Origin of the sequence: Escherichia coli DSM 30083 = JCM 1649 = ATCC 11775 (assembly GCF_003697165.2) — a bacterium.
In the GTDB taxonomy this organism is placed as follows: domain Bacteria; phylum Pseudomonadota; class Gammaproteobacteria; order Enterobacterales; family Enterobacteriaceae; genus Escherichia; species Escherichia coli.
The window spans coordinates 2,283,834-2,304,270 of record NZ_CP033092.2; the positions used below are offsets into that span (position 1 = coordinate 2,283,834).

Sequence of the window (20,437 nt, forward strand, 5' to 3'; positions counted from 1 at the left end):
ATCATGCTGCTAATAATCTATCCAGTGACTGCTGAGCAATAACCAAATGCTGACCGCCAAATAACCTTGCACGATTTAACAGCGTGTAGAGTTGGTAAACCGGTTGACGTTCAAGGAAATCGGCAGGTAGCGGGGATACTGACTGATAGCCGTCATAGATTTGTGGCGGCTGTTCTGTATGCAGCGGTAACATCGCCAGGTCGCACTCTCGGTCACCCCAGTAGCAGGCCGGGTCGAAAATGTACGGGCCATCCGGACCCAGCGCACAGTTGCCGGACCATAAATCGCCGTGCAACAGAGAAGGCTGCGGTTGATGCGAGGCCAGACGCTGCTGAATATGCTCGACGATGGCATCGATATTGCCGAAAGCGATCCCTTTTTCTGCCGCCAGTTCCAGCTGCCAGCCAATCCGTTGTTCAGCAAAAAAAGTTGACCAGCGACGTTGCCAGGTGTTGGGCTGGGGAGTTGTGGAGAGCGCGTTATCGAAATCGAGGCCAAATTGCGGTTGGTCGCTCCATTGATGTAAACGCGCAATTTGCTGACCAAGAATAAATGCGCTATGCGCATCCAGCGGGCGAGGTGGGAGATAGTCCATCACCAGAAAACTGTAGTCACGGTCAGCGCCAACTGCCCAAACCTTAGGCACGGTGACGGTTTTACTACGCGACAGTAACTCCAGTTGGTCGGCTTCGGCGGTAAAACCGGGAAGCAGTTCCCTTTCATCACATTTGACGAAAAAGTCACGTCCTGCATAGCGCAAATGCCATGCGGCATGGACTTCTCCGCCAGGCAGTTCATTACGCAGTTCGATTTCGCCTTCACCTAACTGCTCGCTCAAAAGACGACTGATTGCCTGCCACATGATGTCTCTCCCATGTTGTCTGCCAGATCATAAGGTTAGCGCAAGAATGCGGTGTAAAAACACGAGCTAACGCACACCACAGACTGATTATTGCCCAAAAACCATTTATTTTCTGTTGCTATTCCATTCCTCCCAGGTCGTGATGGTGATTTCAGGATCTTTACCGGTTGCACTTTGGGTAAGCCCCGAAACCAGTTCTCTAATTTCTTCTTCACTTTGGGTACTGATAAGTCCAAAAGTGTTAGTCCCCAGCTCATGGATATTTCCATCATCATCCGTCATGGTGAGCAAAAAACCGTCGCGAGTCAGGTAATTATTCAACTCGTTAATTTCAGTCAATGTATCCTCGTGCAACATGACGGTTATGACATAACGGACAAGATCGCCACTGGCCATAGTTCACCCCTTTGTTATCACATGACTTTTGAGCATAGTCGGAGAAACGCGTTGCCGACAGGTTGGTGGTGATTCCCCCAATGCAGGGGGAATGTTTTTGTTAGCGGGAAAGGTAAGCGTAAATTTTTTGCGTATCGTCATGGGAGCACAGGCGTGTTCCCTGATTGAGTGTGGCTGCACTCCCCGCAGCTACGCCAAAACGGACCATCTCTTCAAGAGAGGCATTTTCTGCCAGTTTCAGTGTCATCGCGCCGACCATGCTGTCACCAGCGCCAACGGTACTCTGGCTTTTTACCGGTGGTGGCACCACCTGAATGCAGTTTTCACTATCAACGCCCAACGCCCCTTGTGGACCCAGGGAAACGACAACCCGTTTGGCCTTGCCGCTATTAACAATTTCCTGCGCGGCTTTGCGGACATCGTCTGGCTGGGTGAGTTCGCGATTCACCAGCGCACTGAGTTCTTTTTGGTTAGGCTTAACCAACTCGATGTTACCAATCGCCAGTGCTGCACTTAACGCTTCGCCAGAACTGTCGATGATGCAGCGGATCCCTTGTTTTTGCGCAGCGGAAATCAGTTGGGTTAATTTTTCCAGCTTCACACCTGGCGGCAGGCTTCCGCTTATGACCAGAATGGCCCCGGATTCAATTTCCAGAACTTGCTCTTCAAGCTGGCGAAACTCATCTTCATTTAATGCCGCGCCTGGCATAACAAAACGATACTGCTCACCGCTTGCTTCCACATGTACGTGTAAATTCTGCCGGGTCCAGTCTTTGGCTTCTACAGTAGCGACGGGGACATTTTCATCTGCCAACAGTGAAACCAGATGTTCGCCGGTCGCACCACCCGCCGGGAAGATCGCTGTGGCACTGCCTCCAAGATGGGCAATGGCGCGGGCGACGTTGATGCCGCCGCCTCCGGGTTCGAATACCGGTGCGGTACAGCGCAGTTTTCCTTCGGGATAAATTTGCGGGGTAATTGTTGCGCTATCGAGTGAGGGCGCAAGTGTCAACGTATAGATACGTACCATCATTTCCTCCTATAGGCTGATTTCAGTCTGGCACCGAATCAGCGGAAAGTGAAGAAATTAACAATATGATTTATTGGAGCTTTACTTAAAATTTTGCAGATAAATATATATAAATAAAAATCTGTTTTCGCCACATGCTTATTCAAAAAATGAAATAAGAATACATTGCTAAGTTATTCGCGCCTTTTTATAATTCGTTACCTTTCCAGGGACGCTAATCTTTATCCTTAAGAAAGTTTCCGGGACCGCGATGGTCTCTTTTTTTGTTGTACGGACTCTTGATAAATGAAGCTTTTGAAGACAGTTCCTGCCATCGTTATGTTGGCGGGGGGCATGTTTGCGTCACTGAATGCAGCTGCCGATGATTCCGTTTTTACTGTCATGGACGATCCTGCCAGCGCTAAAAAACCTTTCGAAGGTAATCTGAACGCAGGATATCTTGCACAATCAGGCAATACGAAAAGCTCCTCACTTACGGCTGACACCACCATGACCTGGTATGGACAAACCACTGCCTGGTCGCTGTGGGGGAACGCCAGTAATACTTCTTCTAATGATGAGCGTTCTTCAGAAAAATATGCGGCGGGCGGGCGTAGCCGTTTTAATTTAACTGATTATGACTATTTATTTGGGCAGGCAAGCTGGCTGACAGACCGTTATAACGGCTATCGAGAGCGCGATGTGTTGACCGCGGGTTATGGTCGCCAGTTTTTGAATGGCCCAGTACACAGTTTCCGCTTTGAATTCGGCCCAGGTGTGCGTTACGACAAATATACCGACAATGCCAGTGAAACCCAGCCGCTGGGCTATGCCTCCGGGGCTTATGCATGGCAGTTGACTGACAACGCTAAATTTACGCAGGGTGTTTCGGTCTTCGGCGCGGAAGACACAACGCTGAACTCCGAAAGCGCATTAAATGTTGCTATTAATGAACATTTTGGACTGAAGGTGGCTTACAACGTCACATGGAACTCTGAACCTCCAGAGTCTGCACCGGAACATACCGATCGTCGGACAACCTTATCGTTGGGTTACAGCATGTAAAATTATCTGCCGGACCGTGTTATGCGGTCTGGCTGTTTTCGTTTGTCACTGCTCAGCCCCAAATCATTGCTGCCCAACGTAGCAACAACATAGCGCCACAGATTGCCAGTAGCACCACCACCATCTTCCAGTGTTTTTTATCAAAGCGTTTAGTCGGCATACCAGTGTCCTGCATATCTCTTGTGCGTGATAACGGAGTGTAACAAAAGGGACAGGCATCAAGGGATTTTTTGTTATTACAGTCGTCGGGTGGCGTTGTACACCTGGTCACTGTTTCTGCATTTTATGAAAAAAATTATGTATCGATATACAAATATCATAAATAGCGGGTTATAAATACGTCTTTAGTTCATCAGCACTAAAACTCAGGCTTTGGCTGATTACATTTATAGCAGCATAATATGTTTCTACAGTTTTATGATGATTATGATGAATGGCTATATGAACAGCTGACATGTTGTCATGATTTTTAGCGGCCAACAGTGTAAATAACTGACGTTGGCTAAAAGAATATTTTTTTCAAAAGTACCCAACGTTGATATATAAGATAACACGACATCTTTACTTACTGACAAAGTATGATTGTCTATATATAAAATCGCGGACATATGACTGACATTGTTTGCCATCATTCGACAGAAGAAAATATCTAAAGCAAAGCCAAAATCCTGACTCGCGATAACGCGACTCCTTGCAAGAGGATGGCGAAGTAATGCTCTGAATTCCGCGTCCCGGACTAAGGGAACATGCTGCTGTATGGATTCAATGGAGGAGTAATGTTTAATCAGGTTGACTTTGCCTTTTCCATTTCTCAATGAATCAAGGGCGTATTTTAATGACAGATGGCGACAAAAAATAGTGTCAGAAGGAGATTGCAAAAAAATGCACTATCATTGAGATTTACTGTTGGCTGTATGGTTTTTTCTCTATGAATTTTTTTTGGACAGTTTCATGCAATGGTTACGTTTTTCGGCAGTTAACTGTTCCTGTTCAATATAATCCAGTATGCTTCGCAAATGGTTAGCTTTAATAGGCGTGGTTTCCAGAAATAAGGAAATGATTTCTTTTTTATAGTGTAATGTAATAAGTGTATTTTCTGCATGGATGGGTGAAGTGGTAAAGCTAATGATAAAAAGGGCAGTGGTATAACAATTGTGTGATATTTTTCGACAGCTTGCGGTAAATTCCTGAGTAACACAGTATGACAGCATCGAACTTAAATCAGAGGTATCAAGTAGGGTGATGAGCTGGCGCGCAAATTGATTAATAGGCTCTGATGAAGGCGTTAGTATGTCGCTATCGATGTGCATTCTAAGAGGAGACTCATAATGAGTTCTGATAATGATATCGTTTTTACTCATAATCTATTCGCCTTATATATGTCTGGAGATTTTGAGGATGATGATTGATTATTATCGCCAGAACGAAATGCGCACGAAAAATTGCTATAAGAATTGTGTCACTTTTATCATTGCGATATGACTACTTCGTCATTAATCTCATGATCGTTTAAATACTACCGCCAAATCACGCAACGAACTTTGCTGGATTCAGTTTATGCTGCTGTAAATCCGCTCGTAGTAAACCTTTCAGACACTCTGTGATGTTATCAGTGGTTCTTTAAGCGTTTTGCTGGTGTACTCACTACAAACGAATTGCGAATCGAATCAATGTGAAACGGAAAGGTACAATCTCCCTTTTTTTAGTGTTAACATCGTTCAACCGGGTGGAAGGTGAGAGGTTAATGTCTTTCATTTGTGTACCTGATTGCGGACCAATTTAGCATTTGTTGGCTAGATGGTTTCGCAATGAACTGTTAATAAACAAATTTTTCTTTGTATGTGATCTTTCGTGTGGGTCACCACTGCAAATAAGGATATAAAATGCCTGTTATAACTCTTCCTGATGGCAGCCAACGCCATTACGACCACGCTGTAAGCCCCATGGATGTTGCGCTGGACATTGGTCCAGGTCTGGCGAAAGCCTGTATCGCAGGGCGCGTTAATGGCGAACTGGTTGATGCTTGCGATCTGATTGAAAACGACGCACAACTGTCGATCATTACTGCCAAAGACGAAGAAGGTCTGGAGATCATTCGTCACTCCTGTGCGCACCTGTTAGGGCACGCGATTAAACAACTTTGGCCGCATACCAAAATGGCAATCGGCCCGGTTATTGACAACGGTTTTTATTACGACGTTGATCTTGACCGCACGTTAACCCAGGAAGATGTCGAAGCACTCGAGAAGCGGATGCATGAGCTTGCTGAGAAAAACTACGACGTCATTAAGAAGAAAGTCAGCTGGCATGAAGCGCGTGAAACTTTCGCCAACCGTGGGGAGAGCTACAAAGTCTCCATTCTTGACGAAAACATCGCCCATGATGACAAGCCAGGTCTGTACTTCCATGAAGAATATGTCGATATGTGCCGCGGTCCGCACGTACCGAACATGCGTTTCTGCCATCATTTCAAACTAATGAAAACGGCAGGGGCTTACTGGCGTGGCGACAGCAATAACAAAATGTTGCAACGTATTTACGGTACGGCGTGGGCAGACAAAAAAGCGCTTAACGCTTACCTGCAACGCCTGGAAGAAGCCGCGAAACGCGACCACCGTAAAATCGGTAAACAGCTCGACCTGTACCATATGCAGGAAGAAGCGCCGGGTATGGTATTCTGGCACAACGACGGCTGGACCATCTTCCGTGAACTGGAAGTGTTTGTTCGTTCTAAACTGAAAGAGTACCAGTATCAGGAAGTTAAAGGTCCGTTCATGATGGACCGTGTCCTGTGGGAAAAAACCGGTCACTGGGACAACTACAAAGATGCAATGTTCACCACGTCTTCTGAGAACCGTGAATACTGCATTAAGCCGATGAACTGCCCGGGGCACGTACAAATTTTCAACCAGGGGCTGAAGTCTTATCGCGATCTGCCGCTGCGTATGGCCGAGTTTGGTAGCTGCCACCGTAACGAGCCGTCAGGTTCGCTGCATGGCCTGATGCGCGTGCGTGGTTTTACCCAGGATGACGCGCATATTTTCTGTACTGAAGAACAAATTCGCGATGAAGTTAACGGATGTATCCGTTTAGTCTATGATATGTACAGCACTTTTGGCTTCGAGAAGATCGTCGTCAAACTCTCCACTCGTCCTGAAAAACGTATTGGCAGCGACGAAATGTGGGATCGTGCTGAGGCGGACCTGGCGGTTGCGCTGGAAGAAAACAACATCCCGTTTGAATATCAACTGGGTGAAGGCGCTTTCTACGGTCCGAAAATTGAATTTACCCTGTATGACTGCCTCGATCGTGCATGGCAGTGCGGTACAGTACAGCTGGACTTCTCTTTGCCTTCTCGTCTGAGCGCTTCTTATGTAGGCGAAGACAATGAACGTAAAGTACCGGTAATGATTCACCGCGCAATTCTGGGGTCGATGGAACGTTTCATCGGTATCCTGACCGAAGAATTTGCTGGTTTCTTCCCGACTTGGCTTGCGCCAGTTCAGGTTGTTATCATGAATATTACCGATTCTCAGTCTGAATACGTTAACGAACTGACGCAAAAACTATCAAATGCGGGCATTCGTGTTAAAGCAGACTTGAGAAATGAGAAGATTGGCTTTAAAATCCGCGAGCACACTTTGCGTCGCGTCCCATATATGCTGGTCTGTGGTGATAAAGAGGTGGAATCAGGCAAAGTTGCCGTTCGCACCCGCCGTGGTAAAGACCTGGGAAGCATGGACGTAAATGAAGTGATCGAGAAGCTGCAACAAGAGATTCGCAGCCGCAGTCTTAAACAATTGGAGGAATAAGGTATTAAAGGCGGAAAACGAGTTCAAACGGCGCGCCCTAACCGTATCAATGGCGAAATTCGCGCCCAGGAAGTTCGCTTAACAGGTCTGGAAGGCGAGCAGCTTGGTATTGTGAGTCTGAGAGAAGCTCTGGAGAAAGCAGAAGAAGCCGGAGTAGACTTAGTCGAGATCAGCCCTAACGCCGAGCCGCCGGTTTGTCGTATAATGGATTACGGCAAATTCCTCTATGAAAAGAGCAAGTCTTCTAAGGAACAGAAGAAAAAGCAAAAAGTTATCCAGGTTAAGGAAATTAAATTCCGTCCTGGTACAGATGAAGGCGACTATCAGGTAAAACTCCGCAGCCTGATTCGCTTTCTCGAAGAGGGTGATAAAGCCAAAATCACGCTGCGTTTCCGCGGTCGTGAGATGGCGCACCAGCAAATCGGTATGGAAGTGCTTAATCGCGTGAAAGACGATTTGCAAGAACTGGCAGTGGTCGAATCCTTCCCAACGAAGATCGAAGGCCGCCAGATGATCATGGTGCTCGCTCCTAAGAAGAAACAGTAAGGCCTTCAAGTAGCACTGTCTGTGGAGCCTTTGGGCTTCACAGGCATTGTTCGCCTTTGTTTCGTTTATTAACAATGCGAAGTGGAAGTTATTAAAATGCCAAAAATTAAGACCGTACGCGGTGCTGCTAAGCGCTTCAAAAAAACCGGTAAAGGTGGTTTTAAGCACAAGCACGCTAACCTGCGTCACATTCTGACCAAAAAAGCGACCAAACGTAAACGTCACCTGCGTCCGAAAGCCATGGTTTCCAAAGGCGATCTGGGCCTGGTAATCGCGTGCCTGCCGTACGCATAAGCCGTTAACGTTTTTAACTTTTTAATTAGAATATAGATACAGGAGAGCACATATGGCTCGCGTAAAACGTGGTGTTATTGCACGCGCACGTCACAAGAAAATTTTGAAACAAGCTAAAGGCTACTACGGTGCGCGTTCTCGCGTATACCGCGTTGCCTTCCAGGCTGTTATCAAAGCTGGTCAGTATGCTTACCGCGACCGTCGTCAACGTAAGCGTCAGTTCCGTCAACTGTGGATTGCGCGTATCAACGCAGCAGCACGTCAGAACGGTATTTCTTACAGCAAATTCATCAATGGCCTGAAAAAAGCCTCTGTTGAAATCGACCGTAAGATCCTGGCTGATATCGCAGTATTCGACAAAGTAGCGTTCACCGCTCTGGTTGAAAAAGCGAAAGCAGCTCTGGCATAAGCCAGTTGAAAGAGGGAGCTAGTCTCCCTCTTTTCGTTTCAACGCCATCAAAACATTGACTTTTATCGCCGTAGCCTTTTCAATAAAGGTCTTTTGAAGAGTACCAAAAGGTAACGCAAGCAATGAATGCTGCTATTTTCCGCTTCTTTTTTTACTTTAGCACCTGACTCCAGGAGGCTAGCGCGTGAGAAGAGAAACGGAAAACAGCGCCTGAAAGCCTCCCAGTGGAGGCTTTTTTTGTATGCGCGTTTTGAAAAATAAAAAGCCTGTCTCATCAGGCGTAATTGTCGCAGCCAGTCTGGACACGGCCAGCGCGGAGAAACCGGAGCGTACTTAAGTACGTGAGGATTTCGAGCACTGCCCGGGACCAAAATGGCAAGTAAAATAGCCTGATGGGATGGGCTCTAAGTCCAACGAACCAGTGTCACCACTGACACAATGAGGAAAAACATGTCACATCTCGCAGAACTGGTTGCCAGTGCGAAGGCGGCCATTAGCCAGGCGTCAGATGTTGCCGCGTTAGATAATGTGCGCGTCGAATATTTGGGTAAAAAAGGGCACTTAACCCTTCAGATGACGACCCTGCGTGAGCTGCCGCCAGAAGAGCGTCCGGCAGCTGGTGCGGTTATCAACGAAGCGAAAGAGCAGGTTCAGCAGGCGCTGAATGCGCGTAAAGCGGAACTGGAAAGCGCCGCACTGAATGCGCGTCTGGCGGCGGAAACGATTGATGTCTCCCTGCCGGGTCGTCGCATTGAAAACGGTGGGCTGCATCCGGTGACCCGTACCATCGACCGTATCGAAAGTTTCTTCGGTGAGCTTGGCTTTACCGTGGCAACCGGGCCGGAAATCGAAGACGATTATCATAACTTCGATGCTCTGAACATTCCTGGTCACCACCCGGCGCGCGCTGACCACGACACTTTCTGGTTTGACGCTACCCGCCTGCTGCGTACCCAGACCTCTGGCGTACAGATCCGCACCATGAAAGCCCAGCAGCCACCGATTCGTATCATCGCGCCTGGCCGCGTTTATCGTAACGACTACGACCAGACTCACACGCCGATGTTCCATCAGATGGAAGGTCTGATTGTTGATACCAACATCAGCTTTACCAACCTGAAAGGCACGCTGCACGACTTCCTGCGTAACTTCTTTGAGGAAGATTTGCAGATCCGCTTCCGTCCTTCCTACTTCCCGTTTACCGAACCTTCTGCAGAAGTGGACGTCATGGGGAAAAACGGTAAATGGCTGGAAGTACTGGGCTGCGGGATGGTGCATCCGAACGTGCTGCGTAACGTTGGCATCGACCCGGAAGTTTACTCTGGTTTTGCCTTCGGGATGGGGATGGAGCGTCTGACCATGTTGCGTTACGGCGTCACCGACCTGCGTTCATTCTTCGAAAACGATCTGCGTTTCCTCAAACAGTTTAAATAAGGCAGGAATAGATTATGAAATTCAGTGAACTGTGGTTACGCGGATGGGTGAACCCGGCGATTGATAGCGACGCGCTGGCAAATCAAATCACGATGGCGGGCCTGGAAGTTGATGGTGTAGAACCGGTTGCCGGTAGCTTCCACGGCGTGGTCGTTGGTGAAGTGGTTGAGTGTGCGCAGCATCCGAACGCTGACAAACTGCGTGTGACAAAAGTGAATGTCGGCGGCGATCGCCTGCTGGACATCGTCTGCGGTGCGCCAAACTGCCGTCAGGGCCTGCGTGTGGCGGTAGCGACCATTGGTGCTGTTCTGCCGGGTGATTTCAAAATTAAAGCCGCGAAACTGCGTGGCGAACCGTCTGAAGGGATGCTGTGCTCCTTCTCTGAGCTGGGAATTTCTGACGATCATAACGGCATTATCGAGCTGCCTGCGGATGCGCCGATTGGCACCGACATCCGCGAATACCTGAAACTCGATGACAACACCATCGAAATCAGCGTGACACCAAACCGTGCCGACTGCTTAGGTATCATTGGTGTTGCGCGCGACGTTGCCGTGTCGAACCAGCTGCCGCTGGTTGAACCGGAAATCGTTCCGGTTGGTGCGACCATCGACGACACGCTGCCGATTGCAGTAGAAGCGCCGGATGCCTGCCCGCGCTATCTTGGCCGTGTGGTAAAAGGCATTAACGTTAAAGCGCCAACTCCGCTGTGGATGAAAGAAAAACTGCGTCGTTGCGGGATCCGTTCTATCGATGCAGTTGTTGACGTCACCAACTATGTGCTGCTCGAACTGGGCCAGCCAATGCACGCTTTCGATAAAGATCGCATTGAAGGCGGCATTGTGGTGCGGATGGCGAAAGAGGGCGAAACGCTGGTGTTGCTCGACGGCACTGAAGCGAAGCTGGATGCTGACACCCTGGTCATCGCCGACCACAACAAGGCGCTGGCGATGGGCGGCATATTTGGTGGCGAACACTCTGGCGTGAATGACGAAACGCAAAACGTTCTGCTGGAATGCGCTTTCTTCAGCCCGCTGTCTATCACCGGTCGTGCTCGTCGTCATGGCCTGCATACTGATGCGTCTCACCGTTATGAGCGTGGCGTTGATCCGGCACTGCAGCACAAAGCGATGGAACGTGCGACCCGTCTGCTGATCGACATCTGCGGTGGTGAAGCGGGTCCGGTAATTGATATCACTAACGAAGCAACGCTGCCGAAGCGTGCAACCATCACTTTACGTCGTAGCAAACTGGATCGCCTGATCGGCCATCATATTGCTGATGAGCAGGTAACAGACATTCTGCGTCGTCTCGGCTGCGAAGTGACCGAAGGCAAAGACGAGTGGCAGGCAGTTGCGCCGAGCTGGCGTTTCGACATGGAGATTGAAGAAGATCTGGTCGAAGAAGTCGCGCGTGTTTACGGCTACAACAACATCCCGGATGAGCCGGTACAGGCAAGCCTGATTATGGGGACTCACCGTGAAGCTGACCTGTCGCTCAAGCGCGTAAAAACGCTGCTCAACGACAAAGGCTATCAGGAAGTGATCACCTACAGCTTCGTTGACCCGAAAGTGCAGCAGATGATCCATCCAGGCGTTGAAGCCTTACTGCTGCCAAGCCCGATCTCTGTTGAAATGTCAGCAATGCGTCTTTCCCTGTGGACCGGCCTGCTGGCAACCGTGGTGTACAACCAGAACCGTCAGCAGAATCGTGTACGCATTTTCGAAAGCGGTCTGCGTTTCGTGCCAGATACTCAGGCACCGTTGGGTATTCGTCAGGATCTGATGTTAGCCGGTGTGATTTGCGGTAACCGTTACGAAGAGCACTGGAACCTGGCAAAAGAGACCGTTGATTTCTATGATTTGAAAGGCGATCTTGAATCCGTTCTCGACCTGACCGGTAAACTGAATGAGGTTGAGTTCCGTGCAGAAGCGAATCCGGCACTGCATCCGGGGCAATCCGCAGCGATTTATCTGAAAGGTGAACGTATTGGTTTTGTTGGGGTTGTTCATCCTGAACTGGAACGTAAACTGGATCTTAACGGTCGCACTCTGGTGTTCGAACTGGAGTGGAATAAGCTCGCAGACCGCGTGGTGCCTCAGGCGCGCGAGATTTCTCGCTTCCCGGCGAACCGTCGTGACATCGCGGTGGTGGTCGCAGAAAACGTTCCCGCAGCGGATATTTTATCCGAATGTAAGAAAGTTGGCGTAAATCAGGTAGTTGGCGTAAACTTATTTGACGTGTACCGCGGTAAGGGTGTTGCGGAGGGGTATAAGAGCCTCGCCATAAGCCTGATCCTGCAAGATACCAGCCGTACACTCGAAGAAGAGGAGATTGCCGCTACCGTCGCCAAATGTGTAGAGGCATTAAAAGAGCGATTCCAGGCATCATTGAGGGATTGAACCTATGGCGCTTACAAAAGCTGAAATGTCAGAATATCTGTTTGATAAGCTTGGGCTTAGCAAGCGGGATGCCAAAGAACTGGTTGAACTGTTTTTCGAAGAGATCCGTCGCGCTCTGGAAAACGGCGAACAGGTGAAACTCTCTGGTTTTGGTAACTTCGATCTGCGTGATAAGAATCAACGCCCGGGACGTAACCCGAAAACGGGCGAGGATATTCCCATTACAGCACGGCGCGTGGTGACCTTCAGACCCGGGCAGAAGTTAAAAAGCCGGGTCGAAAACGCTTCGCCCAAAGACGAGTAATCTGATCTAACTAAAAAGGCCGCTCTGCGGCCTTTTTTCTTTTCACTGTCGAAGAGTCACCGTAAAATCAACGCCATGACACTTCAGCAGAACGGATACCATGCTGACACTTGCCCGCCAACAACAGCGACAAAATATTCGCTGGTTATTATGCCTGTCAGTTTTGATGCTGCTGGCGCTTCTCTTAAGCCTTTGCGCCGGTGAACAATGGATCTCGCCAGGTGACTGGTTTACTCCTCGTGGCGAACTGTTCGTCTGGCAAATTCGCCTGCCACGTACGCTGGCTGTATTGCTGGTTGGTGCGGCGCTGGCTATATCCGGCGCTGTAATGCAGGCGTTGTTCGAAAATCCTCTGGCAGAACCTGGACTACTTGGCGTCTCTAACGGCGCAGGCGTGGGGCTTATCGCCGCGGTATTGCTTGGGCAAGGGCAACTCCCCAACTGGGCGCTAGGGCTGTGTGCGATTGCTGGCGCGCTTATCATCACTTTAATACTCTTACGTTTCGCCCGTCGTCATCTTTCGACCAGTCGGTTATTGCTGGCTGGCGTTGCATTAGGGATTATCTGTAGCGCACTAATGACGTGGGCTATCTACTTTTCCACCTCTGTTGATTTACGTCAGCTGATGTACTGGATGATGGGCGGTTTTGGCGGCGTAGACTGGCGGCAAAGCTGGCTGATGCTGGCATTGATCCCCGTGTTGTTGTGGATCTGTTGTCAGTCCAGGCCAATGAATATGTTAGCACTTGGCGAGATCTCGGCGCGGCAACTGGGTTTACCCCTGTGGTTCTGGCGCAATGTGTTGGTGGCAGCGACCGGCTGGATGGTTGGCGTCAGTGTGGCGCTGGCGGGTGCTATCGGCTTTATTGGTCTGGTGATCCCACATATTCTCCGGCTGTGTGGTTTAACCGATCATCGCGTATTACTTCCCGGCTGCGCGCTGGCAGGGGCGAGCGCATTGCTGCTGGCCGATATTGTAGCGCGCCTGGCATTAGCTGCCGCAGAGCTGCCAATTGGCGTGGTCACCGCAACGTTGGGTGCGCCGGTGTTTATCTGGTTATTGTTAAAAGCAGGACGTTAGCCGCAAAAGACGGTCTATGATTAAAAGCTAAGATTTTTACTGACCACACCCAGGAGAAACGATGCAAGATTCCATTCTGACGACCGTAGTGAAAGATATTGACGGTAAAGTGACCACGCTGGAGAAGTACGCCGGTAATGTGCTGTTGATTGTCAATGTCGCCTCAAAGTGTGGCTTAACGCCGCAATATGAGCAGTTGGAGAATATTCAGAAAGCCTGGGCTGATCGTGGTTTTGTGGTGCTGGGATTCCCGTGTAACCAGTTTCTGGAGCAAGAACCGGGTAGCGATGAAGAGATTAAAACTTATTGCACCACCACATGGGGGGTGACGTTCCCGATGTTCAGTAAGATTGAAGTTAATGGCGAAGGACGTCATCCGCTGTATCAAAAATTGATTGCCGCAGCGCCGACTGCAGTCGCGCCGGAAGAGAGCGGATTCTATGCCCGAATGGTCAGCAAAGGTCGTGCACCGCTGTACCCTGATGATATTTTATGGAATTTTGAGAAATTTTTAGTTGGCAGGGACGGATTGGTCATCCAGCGTTTTTCCCCGGATATGACGCCGGAAGATCCCATTGTGATGGAAAGCATTAAACTGGCGTTGGCAAAATAATGTCTATTGTGATGCAGTTACAGGATGTTGCGGAATCTACCCGCCTGGGGCCGCTTTCTGGCGAGGTTCGGGCTGGGGAGATCCTGCACCTGGTGGGGCCGAATGGCGCGGGTAAGAGTACCTTACTGGCGCGAATGGCCGGAATGACCAGCGGTAAGGGAAGCATTCAGTTCGCGGGGCAACCACTGGAAGCATGGCCTGCAACAAAGCTCGCGCTGCATCGCGCCTATCTTTCACAACAGCAGACGCCGCCGTTTGCAATGCCGGTCTGGCACTACCTGACACTGCATCAGCACGATAAAACGCGTACCGAACTACTGAATGATGTCGCAGGGGCGCTGGCTCTTGATGACAAACTCGGACGTAGCACCAATCAACTTTCCGGCGGTGAATGGCAACGCGTACGTCTTGCTGCGGTGGTGCTGCAAATCACACCACAAGCCAATCCCGCAGGCCAATTGCTGCTTCTTGATGAGCCGATGAACAGTCTTGATGTTGCGCAACAAAGTGCCTTAGACAAAATTCTGAGCGCGCTGTGTCAGCAAGGACTGGCGATTGTGATGAGCAGTCACGATCTCAACCACACATTGCGTCATGCGCATCGGGCGTGGTTGCTAAAAGGTGGAAAAATGCTGGCCAGTGGACGCAGAGAAGAGGTGCTCACGCCGGCAAATCTGGCGCAGGCCTATGGGATGAATTTTCGCCGTCTGGATATCGAAGGTCACAGAATGCTGATTTCGACCATCTGATTTCATTAGTATCTTGAAAATCGGGTAATTACGACGCTAAATTAATGCAAGAATAAAAAACAGAGGAACCGTACGGAATGCGTTTCTGCCTTATTTTGATCACAGCACTGTTTCTGGCCGGGTGTAGCCACCATAAAGCACCGCCGCCAAATGCCAGACTTTCTGATTCGATCACCGTTATTGCCGGTTTGAACGACCAGCTACAAAGCTGGCATGGCACGCCGTATCGTTATGGTGGCATGACGCGGCGCGGTGTGGACTGTTCGGGATTTGTGGTTGTGACGATGCGTGATCGTTTCGATTTGCAGCTGCCCCGTGAAACCAAACAACAAGCCGCTATTGGCACGCAAATTGATAAAGACGAGTTGCTGCCAGGTGACCTGGTCTTTTTCAAAACGGGTTCCGGACAAAATGGTTTGCATGTAGGTATTTACGATACCAACAACCAATTTATCCACGCCTCTACCAGCAAGGGAGTGATGCGTTCCTCACTTGATAATGTCTATTGGCAGAAAAATTTCTGGCAGGCGAGACGAATCTAGTATGTCGAAAAATGGACGGCGATGATACATCGCCGTCCATTTACTCCTGAATACAGTAGTATTTTGCAGACAAAAATTCCGTAAATGGATTCTTCGTTTATAATCAGGATAATCTAAAAAAAGGCCCCCTGAAAAAGTGGTTAACATGGAACAAATGAAAGTTACTCCTTCTGTAATTGTTATGTCTTATGGCCTCATCCCTTTTAGCCGGATACTGAAAAACATCCTTCGAGAGGGACGGTTACCATGAAGATTTTTTTGGAGAATCTTTATCATTCTGATTGCTATTTCCTGCCGATAAGAGATAACCAGCAAGACCTTGTCGGCGTTGAGTTAATTACCCATTTCTCCAGTGAAGATGGTACGGTTCGTATCCCGACGAGTCGGGTTATAGCGCAACTTACCGAGGAGCAACATTGGCAATTATTTTCAGAGCAGTTGGAATTACTAAAATCATGCCAACACTTTTTTATTCAACATAAACTCTTTGCCTGGCTTAATTTAACGCCACACGTGGCTACATTATTATTAGACAGGGATAATTTCGCAGGCGAACTATTAAAATATCCGTTTATTGAACTGTTGATTAATGAGAATTACCCGCATTTCAATGAAGGAAAAGATAATCGCGATCTTTTATCCTTATCGCAAATGTATCCCCTTGTGTTAGGTAATTTGGGAGCAGGTAATAGCACAATGAAAGCGGTTTTTGATGGTCTTTTCACCCGCGTCATGCTGGATAAAAGTTTTATTCAGCAACAAATCACGCATCGTTCCTTCGAACCGTTTATTCGTGCGATCCAGGCGCAAATTTCCCCTTGTTGCAATTGCATCATCGCGGGGGCATTGATACGCCAGAAATATTGGCACAGATTATCCCCTTTGATTTCCATGCTCTCCAGGGATGCCTGTGGCCTGCGGTTCCTATAAATCAGATAACGACGTTGGTTCAGCGATAACCCTCCTGTTTGCTGGTGTTTAAGACGAGAGTAACCGTCTACACTATCAAACAGGAGGATCTATGACCCTGTCTTTTATTACCCGCTGGCGCGATGAATTGCCAGAAACCTATACAGCACTTTCCCCTACGCCTTTAAATAATGCCCGGCTGATTTGGCATAATACCGAACTGGCTAACACGCTGAGTATTCCATCGTCGCTGTTTAAAAATGGCGCAGGTGTCTGGGGCGGCGAAAACCTACTGCCGGGTATGTCACCACTTGCGCAGGTTTACAGTGGTCATCAGTTTGGCGTCTGGGCGGGCCAACTGGGTGATGGGCGCGGCATTTTACTCGGCGAACAACTGCTTGCTGATGGCACTACAATGGACTGGCATCTGAAAGGTGCTGGCCTGACGCCTTATTCGCGAATGGGGGATGGACGGGCGGTTTTACGTTCGACGATACGAGAAAGTCTCGCCAGTGAGGCGATGCATTATCTGGGCATTCCGACGACCCGCGCTTTAAGTATCGTCACCAGCGATTCGCCAGTGTATCGGGAAACGGTGGAGTCAGGCGCGATGCTGATGCGTGTGGCACCAAGTCATCTGCGCTTTGGTCATTTCGAACATTTTTACTATCGCCGCGAGCCGGAAAAGGTTCGTCAGTTAGCTGACTTTGCCATTCGTCATTACTGGTCACATCTTGATGATGAGGAGGACAAATACCGTCTCTGGTTTACCGATGTTGTCGCACGTACCGCCTCGTTAATTGCCCAATGGCAGACGGTCGGCTTTGCTCATGGGGTGATGAATACCGACAACATGTCGCTGCTGGGGCTGACGCTTGATTACGGGCCGTTTGGTTTTCTTGATGATTACGAACCCGGTTTTATTTGTAATCACTCGGATCATCAAGGGCGTTACAGCTTTGATAATCAACCTGCCGTCGCGTTGTGGAATTTACAGCGTCTGGCGCAGACATTGTCACCATTTGTTGCCGTTGATGCGCTGAATGAGGCCCTGGACAGCTATCAGCAGGTTTTGTTGACGCATTATGGACAACGGATGCGGCAGAAACTGGGCTTCATGACGGAGCAAAAAGAGGATAACGCGCTACTTAATGAATTATTCAGTCTGATGGCGCGAGAGCGCAGCGATTATACCCGCACATTCCGCATGCTGAGTCTGACCGAGCAGCACAGCGCGGCGTCACCGCTACGTGATGAGTTTATTGATCGTGCGGCATTTGATGACTGGTTTGCCCGTTATCGGGGGCGTTTGCAACAAGACGAGATTACCGATAGTGAGCGTCAGCAACTGATGCAAAGCGTTAACCCGGCTCTGGTGTTGCGCAACTGGTTGGCGCAACGGGCGATTGAAGCGGCAGAAAAGGATGATATGACGGAATTGCACCGCCTGCATGAGGCGTTGCGAAATCCTTTCAGCGACAGAGATGATGACTATGTCAGTCGTCCACCCGACTGGGGTAAACGGCTGGAAGTCAGCTGCTCGAGTTAAAGGCTACTTGGTCAACAGCAGCTTGCCAGCCTGAGTTTTACGGAGCAGATATTCTTGCCCGTCATGATCGATAATCAGTTTGCCATCCGGACCTAACAGTGTCTGGCTGGTAATTCGCCGGATGGGCTGCGGGGAAGCGGTCTTGTGACTGGCATCCGTTTCAGGCGTGAGTTTTCTGCTATCCGTATAACGCATAAAAATTAATAATAATTTATATAACAATGATTCTTATTATCAATATTATGGCGGGCCAGAGCAAGTAGTAATTTGTTGAGAAGACAACAAGTTGCGCAGAAATGCCCATCCCGTCAGGAATGGGCACGCATTCAGAAGCGAGTATCTACCGCAGAGGCGAGTTTTTCGACCAGGCGTTCGGTATCTTCCCAGCCCAGACACGGGTCGGTAATGGATTGACCGTAAGTGAGCGGCTGACCGCCGACGATTTTTTGCGTTCCTTCGCGCAGGAAACTTTCCGCCATAATTCCAGCAATCGCCGTAGAGCCATTGCGGATTTGCTGACAAATATCCTCACAAACTTCTAACTGGCGACGGTGCTGCTTCTGGCAGTTACCGTGGCTGAAATCCACCACCAGATGTTCAGGTAAATCAAACTCGTGCAGCGTATCGCAGGCTGCGGCGATATCATCGGCATGATAATTCGGTTTTTTGCCACCACGCATAATAATGTGGCCATACGGGTTGCCGCTGGTCTGATAGATGGTCATCTGACCATTTTTGTCTGGCGAGAGGAACATATGGCTGGCGCGGGCTGCGCGGATAGCATCCACGGCAATCCGCGTGTTGCCATCGGTACCATTTTTAAAACCCACCGGACAGGAGAGTGCCGAAGCCATTTCGCGGTGGATCTGACTTTCGGTAGTACGTGCGCCAATCGCGCCCCAACTGATTAAATCAGCAATAAACTGACCGGTCACCATATCGAGGAACTCAGTCGCGGTAGGGACGCCCAGCTCATTTACCTGTAAAAGTAATTTGCGCGCCAGCTCCAGACCGTGATTTACCCGATAGCTACCGTTTAAATCTGGATCGGAGATGAGTCCTTTCCAGCCGACAACCGTTCGTGGTTTTTCAAAATAGGTGCGCATTACGATTTCCAGCCGTGACTGGTACTGGTTGCGCAGCGACTGCAGACGGGTGGCGTACTCCATCGCAGCGGTGAGATCGTGGATCGAGCAGGGGCCAATAATGACCAACAGTCGCTTATCTTCACCATTCAGTATTTTTTCAATTCTACGGCGGGAGTCGGTGACATGGGTGGCGACGCCAGGCGTTACGGGATACCGTAGCGCGAGTTCGGCGGGCGTTACCAGGCTCTCAATACGCGCAGTACGGAGTTCGTCAGTTCTGTTCATTACAAGTCTCAGAAATTTGTTGCTTCTACGGCAGGACTACCGGGAAGTGATGCGCATCACGATAAACCAATCGCAGCTGATTTCAAGTGCGAGGTGTGTCACACCTCGCCGGGTGGTTAGCATGATAACAAAAAAGTAAGCCAATGCACTAGTTCTCTAGTACATTCGGCGGCTAAGGCCCATGATATCGAGGATCTTGGTGGCAATCTCTTCTACCGAATAATTGGTACTGTTAATCCACGGGATCTGATTTTTACGGTACAACGCTTCCACTTCCGCGACTTCCATCCTGCACTGACGAAGCGAGGCATAGCGGCTGTTCTCCCGACGTTCCTCGCGAATCGCCGCCAGACGTTCCGGGTCGATAGTCAGGCCGAACAATTTGTGCTGAAGTGGTTTGAGCGACGCGGGCAGCACCAGATTATCCATATCGTCGGCAATAAAGGGGTAATTTGCCGCGCGGATACCAAATTGCATTGCCAGATACAGACTGGTGGGGGTTTTACCACAGCGAGAAACACCGAGCAGGATCACCTGAGCCTGGTCCAGATTGCGCAACGAAATACCGTCATCGTGGGCAAGGGTGTAATCAATCGCCGCAATGCGCGCATCATATTTATTGAGATTATTAGGGTTAAGGCCATGGGTACGATGAGCAATCGGCGTTGGATCCAGTTTCATCTCTTGTTGTAGCGGGGCAACCAGCGCCTGAACGATATCCTGGCAAAAGCCTTCACTTTGCAAGATGATAGCGCGAATCTCCGGCAACACGATGGAGTAGAAGACCAGCGGGCGCACACCTGTCTGGTGATAAATTGCGTCAATCTGATCCTTCACTGCCCGTGCACGGCTCTCATTTTCGACAAACGGCAGCGTAATGCTGCTGATAGTGACGGGAAATTGTGACATTACTGCGTGTCCTAATACCTCCGCAGTTATTGCCGTACCATCAGAAATATAAAAAACGTGGCGATCAACAGCATTATCCATTTTGTTCTTCCCGTGATGCAGACATAATTCTATGAAAGCATAAATTAAAAACGCACAGAAGCGTAGAACGTTATGTCTGGTTTATAAAATGAAACTTA

General features: G+C 49.4%; 21 protein-coding genes, 2 pseudogenes and 1 other annotated feature. Of the genes and pseudogenes, 15 read left to right on the forward strand and 8 right to left on the reverse strand.

What is annotated here, in order from left to right; all coding sequences use genetic code 11:
• Window position 1: 1 nt before the first annotated feature.
• The 3 genes from yniA to pfkB all read right to left on the reverse strand — a co-directional run bounded on the left by yniA (window position 2) and on the right by pfkB (window position 2,288).
• Complete coding sequence (gene yniA / locus EAS44_RS12105) at window positions 2-862, reverse strand: fructosamine kinase family protein (protein WP_000267670.1); 861 nt, start codon at window positions 860-862, stop codon at window positions 2-4.
• Window positions 863-967: 105 nt separating this feature from the next.
• Window positions 968-1,258 carry a type V toxin-antitoxin system endoribonuclease antitoxin GhoS gene (gene ghoS, locus EAS44_RS12110; RefSeq protein ID WP_000146149.1) on the reverse strand — a complete coding sequence of 97 codons (291 nt, stop codon included), beginning with the start codon at window positions 1,256-1,258 and terminating at the stop codon, window positions 968-970.
• A 100-nt stretch (window positions 1,259-1,358) separates the two neighbouring features.
• Window positions 1,359-2,288, reverse strand: a complete 930-nt coding sequence (gene pfkB, locus EAS44_RS12115; protein ID WP_000251722.1) for a 6-phosphofructokinase II — start codon at window positions 2,286-2,288, stop codon at window positions 1,359-1,361.
• Window positions 2,289-2,573: 285 nt separating this feature from the next.
• Here pfkB and ydiY point away from each other — a divergent pair, with 285 nt between their 5' ends.
• The gene (gene ydiY / locus EAS44_RS12120; RefSeq protein WP_000771396.1) at window positions 2,574-3,332 is read left to right on the forward strand and encodes a YdiY family protein; all 759 of its coding nucleotides are present in this window, start codon (window positions 2,574-2,576) and stop codon (window positions 3,330-3,332) included.
• A gap of 52 nt (window positions 3,333-3,384) precedes the next feature.
• On the opposite strand, the gene yniD is transcribed toward ydiY, so the two are convergent.
• Both yniD and EAS44_RS12130 read right to left on the reverse strand, forming a co-directional pair.
• Window positions 3,385-3,492: a small membrane protein YniD gene (gene yniD, locus EAS44_RS12125; RefSeq protein ID WP_001142445.1), complete on the reverse strand. Its 108-nt coding sequence runs from the start codon at window positions 3,490-3,492 to the stop codon at window positions 3,385-3,387.
• A 170-nt stretch (window positions 3,493-3,662) separates the two neighbouring features.
• Window positions 3,663-4,693, reverse strand: a pseudogene (locus EAS44_RS12130) (ShET2/EspL2 family type III secretion system effector toxin).
• 522 nt (window positions 4,694-5,215) lie between these two features.
• Between EAS44_RS12130 and thrS the strand changes: the two are divergent.
• The 14 genes and pseudogenes from thrS (at window position 5,216) to selO (ending at window position 17,976) form a co-directional block, all read left to right on the forward strand.
• The gene (gene thrS / locus EAS44_RS12135) at window positions 5,216-7,144 is read left to right on the forward strand and encodes a threonine--tRNA ligase (protein ID WP_001144202.1); all 1,929 of its coding nucleotides are present in this window, start codon (window positions 5,216-5,218) and stop codon (window positions 7,142-7,144) included.
• Window positions 7,145-7,147: 3 nt separating this feature from the next.
• Window positions 7,148-7,690: a translation initiation factor IF-3 gene (infC, locus tag EAS44_RS12140; protein WP_001700733.1), complete on the forward strand. Its 543-nt coding sequence runs from the start codon at window positions 7,148-7,150 to the stop codon at window positions 7,688-7,690.
• A gap of 96 nt (window positions 7,691-7,786) precedes the next feature.
• The gene (gene rpmI, locus EAS44_RS12145) at window positions 7,787-7,984 is read left to right on the forward strand and encodes a 50S ribosomal protein L35 (protein ID WP_001124225.1); all 198 of its coding nucleotides are present in this window, start codon (window positions 7,787-7,789) and stop codon (window positions 7,982-7,984) included.
• 52 nt (window positions 7,985-8,036) lie between these two features.
• Window positions 8,037-8,393 carry a 50S ribosomal protein L20 gene (gene rplT / locus EAS44_RS12150; protein WP_000124850.1) on the forward strand — a complete coding sequence of 119 codons (357 nt, stop codon included), beginning with the start codon at window positions 8,037-8,039 and terminating at the stop codon, window positions 8,391-8,393.
• A gap of 116 nt (window positions 8,394-8,509) precedes the next feature.
• Window positions 8,510-8,634 (forward strand) — a sequence feature (Phe leader region).
• A complete protein-coding gene (gene pheM, locus EAS44_RS25120) occupies window positions 8,516-8,560 on the forward strand; it encodes a pheST operon leader peptide PheM (protein WP_001386830.1) in 45 nt (14 codons plus the stop codon). Its footprint overlaps the feature before it by 45 nt.
• Before the next feature lie 209 nt (window positions 8,635-8,843).
• Window positions 8,844-9,827, forward strand: a complete 984-nt coding sequence (pheS, locus tag EAS44_RS12160; protein WP_000018588.1) for a phenylalanine--tRNA ligase subunit alpha — start codon at window positions 8,844-8,846, stop codon at window positions 9,825-9,827.
• A 14-nt stretch (window positions 9,828-9,841) separates the two neighbouring features.
• Window positions 9,842-12,229, forward strand: a complete 2,388-nt coding sequence (pheT, locus tag EAS44_RS12165; protein ID WP_000672426.1) for a phenylalanine--tRNA ligase subunit beta — start codon at window positions 9,842-9,844, stop codon at window positions 12,227-12,229.
• Window positions 12,230-12,233: 4 nt separating this feature from the next.
• Complete coding sequence (gene ihfA / locus EAS44_RS12170) at window positions 12,234-12,533, forward strand: integration host factor subunit alpha (protein WP_001229265.1); 300 nt, start codon at window positions 12,234-12,236, stop codon at window positions 12,531-12,533.
• Between the two features lie 100 nt (window positions 12,534-12,633).
• Window positions 12,634-13,614 carry a vitamin B12 ABC transporter permease BtuC gene (gene btuC / locus EAS44_RS12175; RefSeq protein ID WP_000956528.1) on the forward strand — a complete coding sequence of 327 codons (981 nt, stop codon included), beginning with the start codon at window positions 12,634-12,636 and terminating at the stop codon, window positions 13,612-13,614.
• Window positions 13,615-13,675: 61 nt separating this feature from the next.
• The gene (btuE, locus tag EAS44_RS12180) at window positions 13,676-14,227 is read left to right on the forward strand and encodes a bifunctional thioredoxin/glutathione peroxidase (protein ID WP_001154199.1); all 552 of its coding nucleotides are present in this window, start codon (window positions 13,676-13,678) and stop codon (window positions 14,225-14,227) included.
• A complete protein-coding gene (btuD, locus tag EAS44_RS12185) occupies window positions 14,227-14,976 on the forward strand; it encodes a vitamin B12 ABC transporter ATP-binding protein BtuD (protein ID WP_025856325.1) in 750 nt (249 codons plus the stop codon). The genes btuE and btuD overlap by 1 nt, the downstream gene beginning before the upstream one ends.
• Before the next feature lie 77 nt (window positions 14,977-15,053).
• Window positions 15,054-15,518 (forward strand): C40 family peptidase, encoded by a 465-nt coding sequence (nlpC, locus tag EAS44_RS12190; RefSeq protein WP_001209783.1) that lies wholly within the window; start codon window positions 15,054-15,056, stop codon window positions 15,516-15,518.
• A 246-nt stretch (window positions 15,519-15,764) separates the two neighbouring features.
• A pseudogene (ydiV, locus tag EAS44_RS12195) lies at window positions 15,765-16,477 on the forward strand (anti-FlhDC factor).
• 62 nt (window positions 16,478-16,539) lie between these two features.
• Window positions 16,540-17,976, forward strand: a complete 1,437-nt coding sequence (gene selO, locus EAS44_RS12200) for a protein adenylyltransferase SelO (RefSeq protein ID WP_000175635.1) — start codon at window positions 16,540-16,542, stop codon at window positions 17,974-17,976.
• Between the two features lie 3 nt (window positions 17,977-17,979).
• Here the strand turns inward: selO and hemP are convergent, their stop codons facing one another.
• The 3 genes from hemP to ppsR form a co-directional block, all read right to left on the reverse strand.
• Window positions 17,980-18,171 (reverse strand): hemin uptake protein HemP, encoded by a 192-nt coding sequence (gene hemP / locus EAS44_RS12205; protein ID WP_001313872.1) that lies wholly within the window; start codon window positions 18,169-18,171, stop codon window positions 17,980-17,982.
• 131 nt (window positions 18,172-18,302) lie between these two features.
• The gene (aroH, locus tag EAS44_RS12210) at window positions 18,303-19,349 is read right to left on the reverse strand and encodes a 3-deoxy-7-phosphoheptulonate synthase AroH (RefSeq protein WP_001082226.1); all 1,047 of its coding nucleotides are present in this window, start codon (window positions 19,347-19,349) and stop codon (window positions 18,303-18,305) included.
• Between the two features lie 156 nt (window positions 19,350-19,505).
• Window positions 19,506-20,339, reverse strand: a complete 834-nt coding sequence (gene ppsR / locus EAS44_RS12215) for a posphoenolpyruvate synthetase regulatory kinase/phosphorylase PpsR (RefSeq protein ID WP_000368046.1) — start codon at window positions 20,337-20,339, stop codon at window positions 19,506-19,508.
• Between the last annotated feature and the right edge of the window lie 98 nt (window positions 20,340-20,437).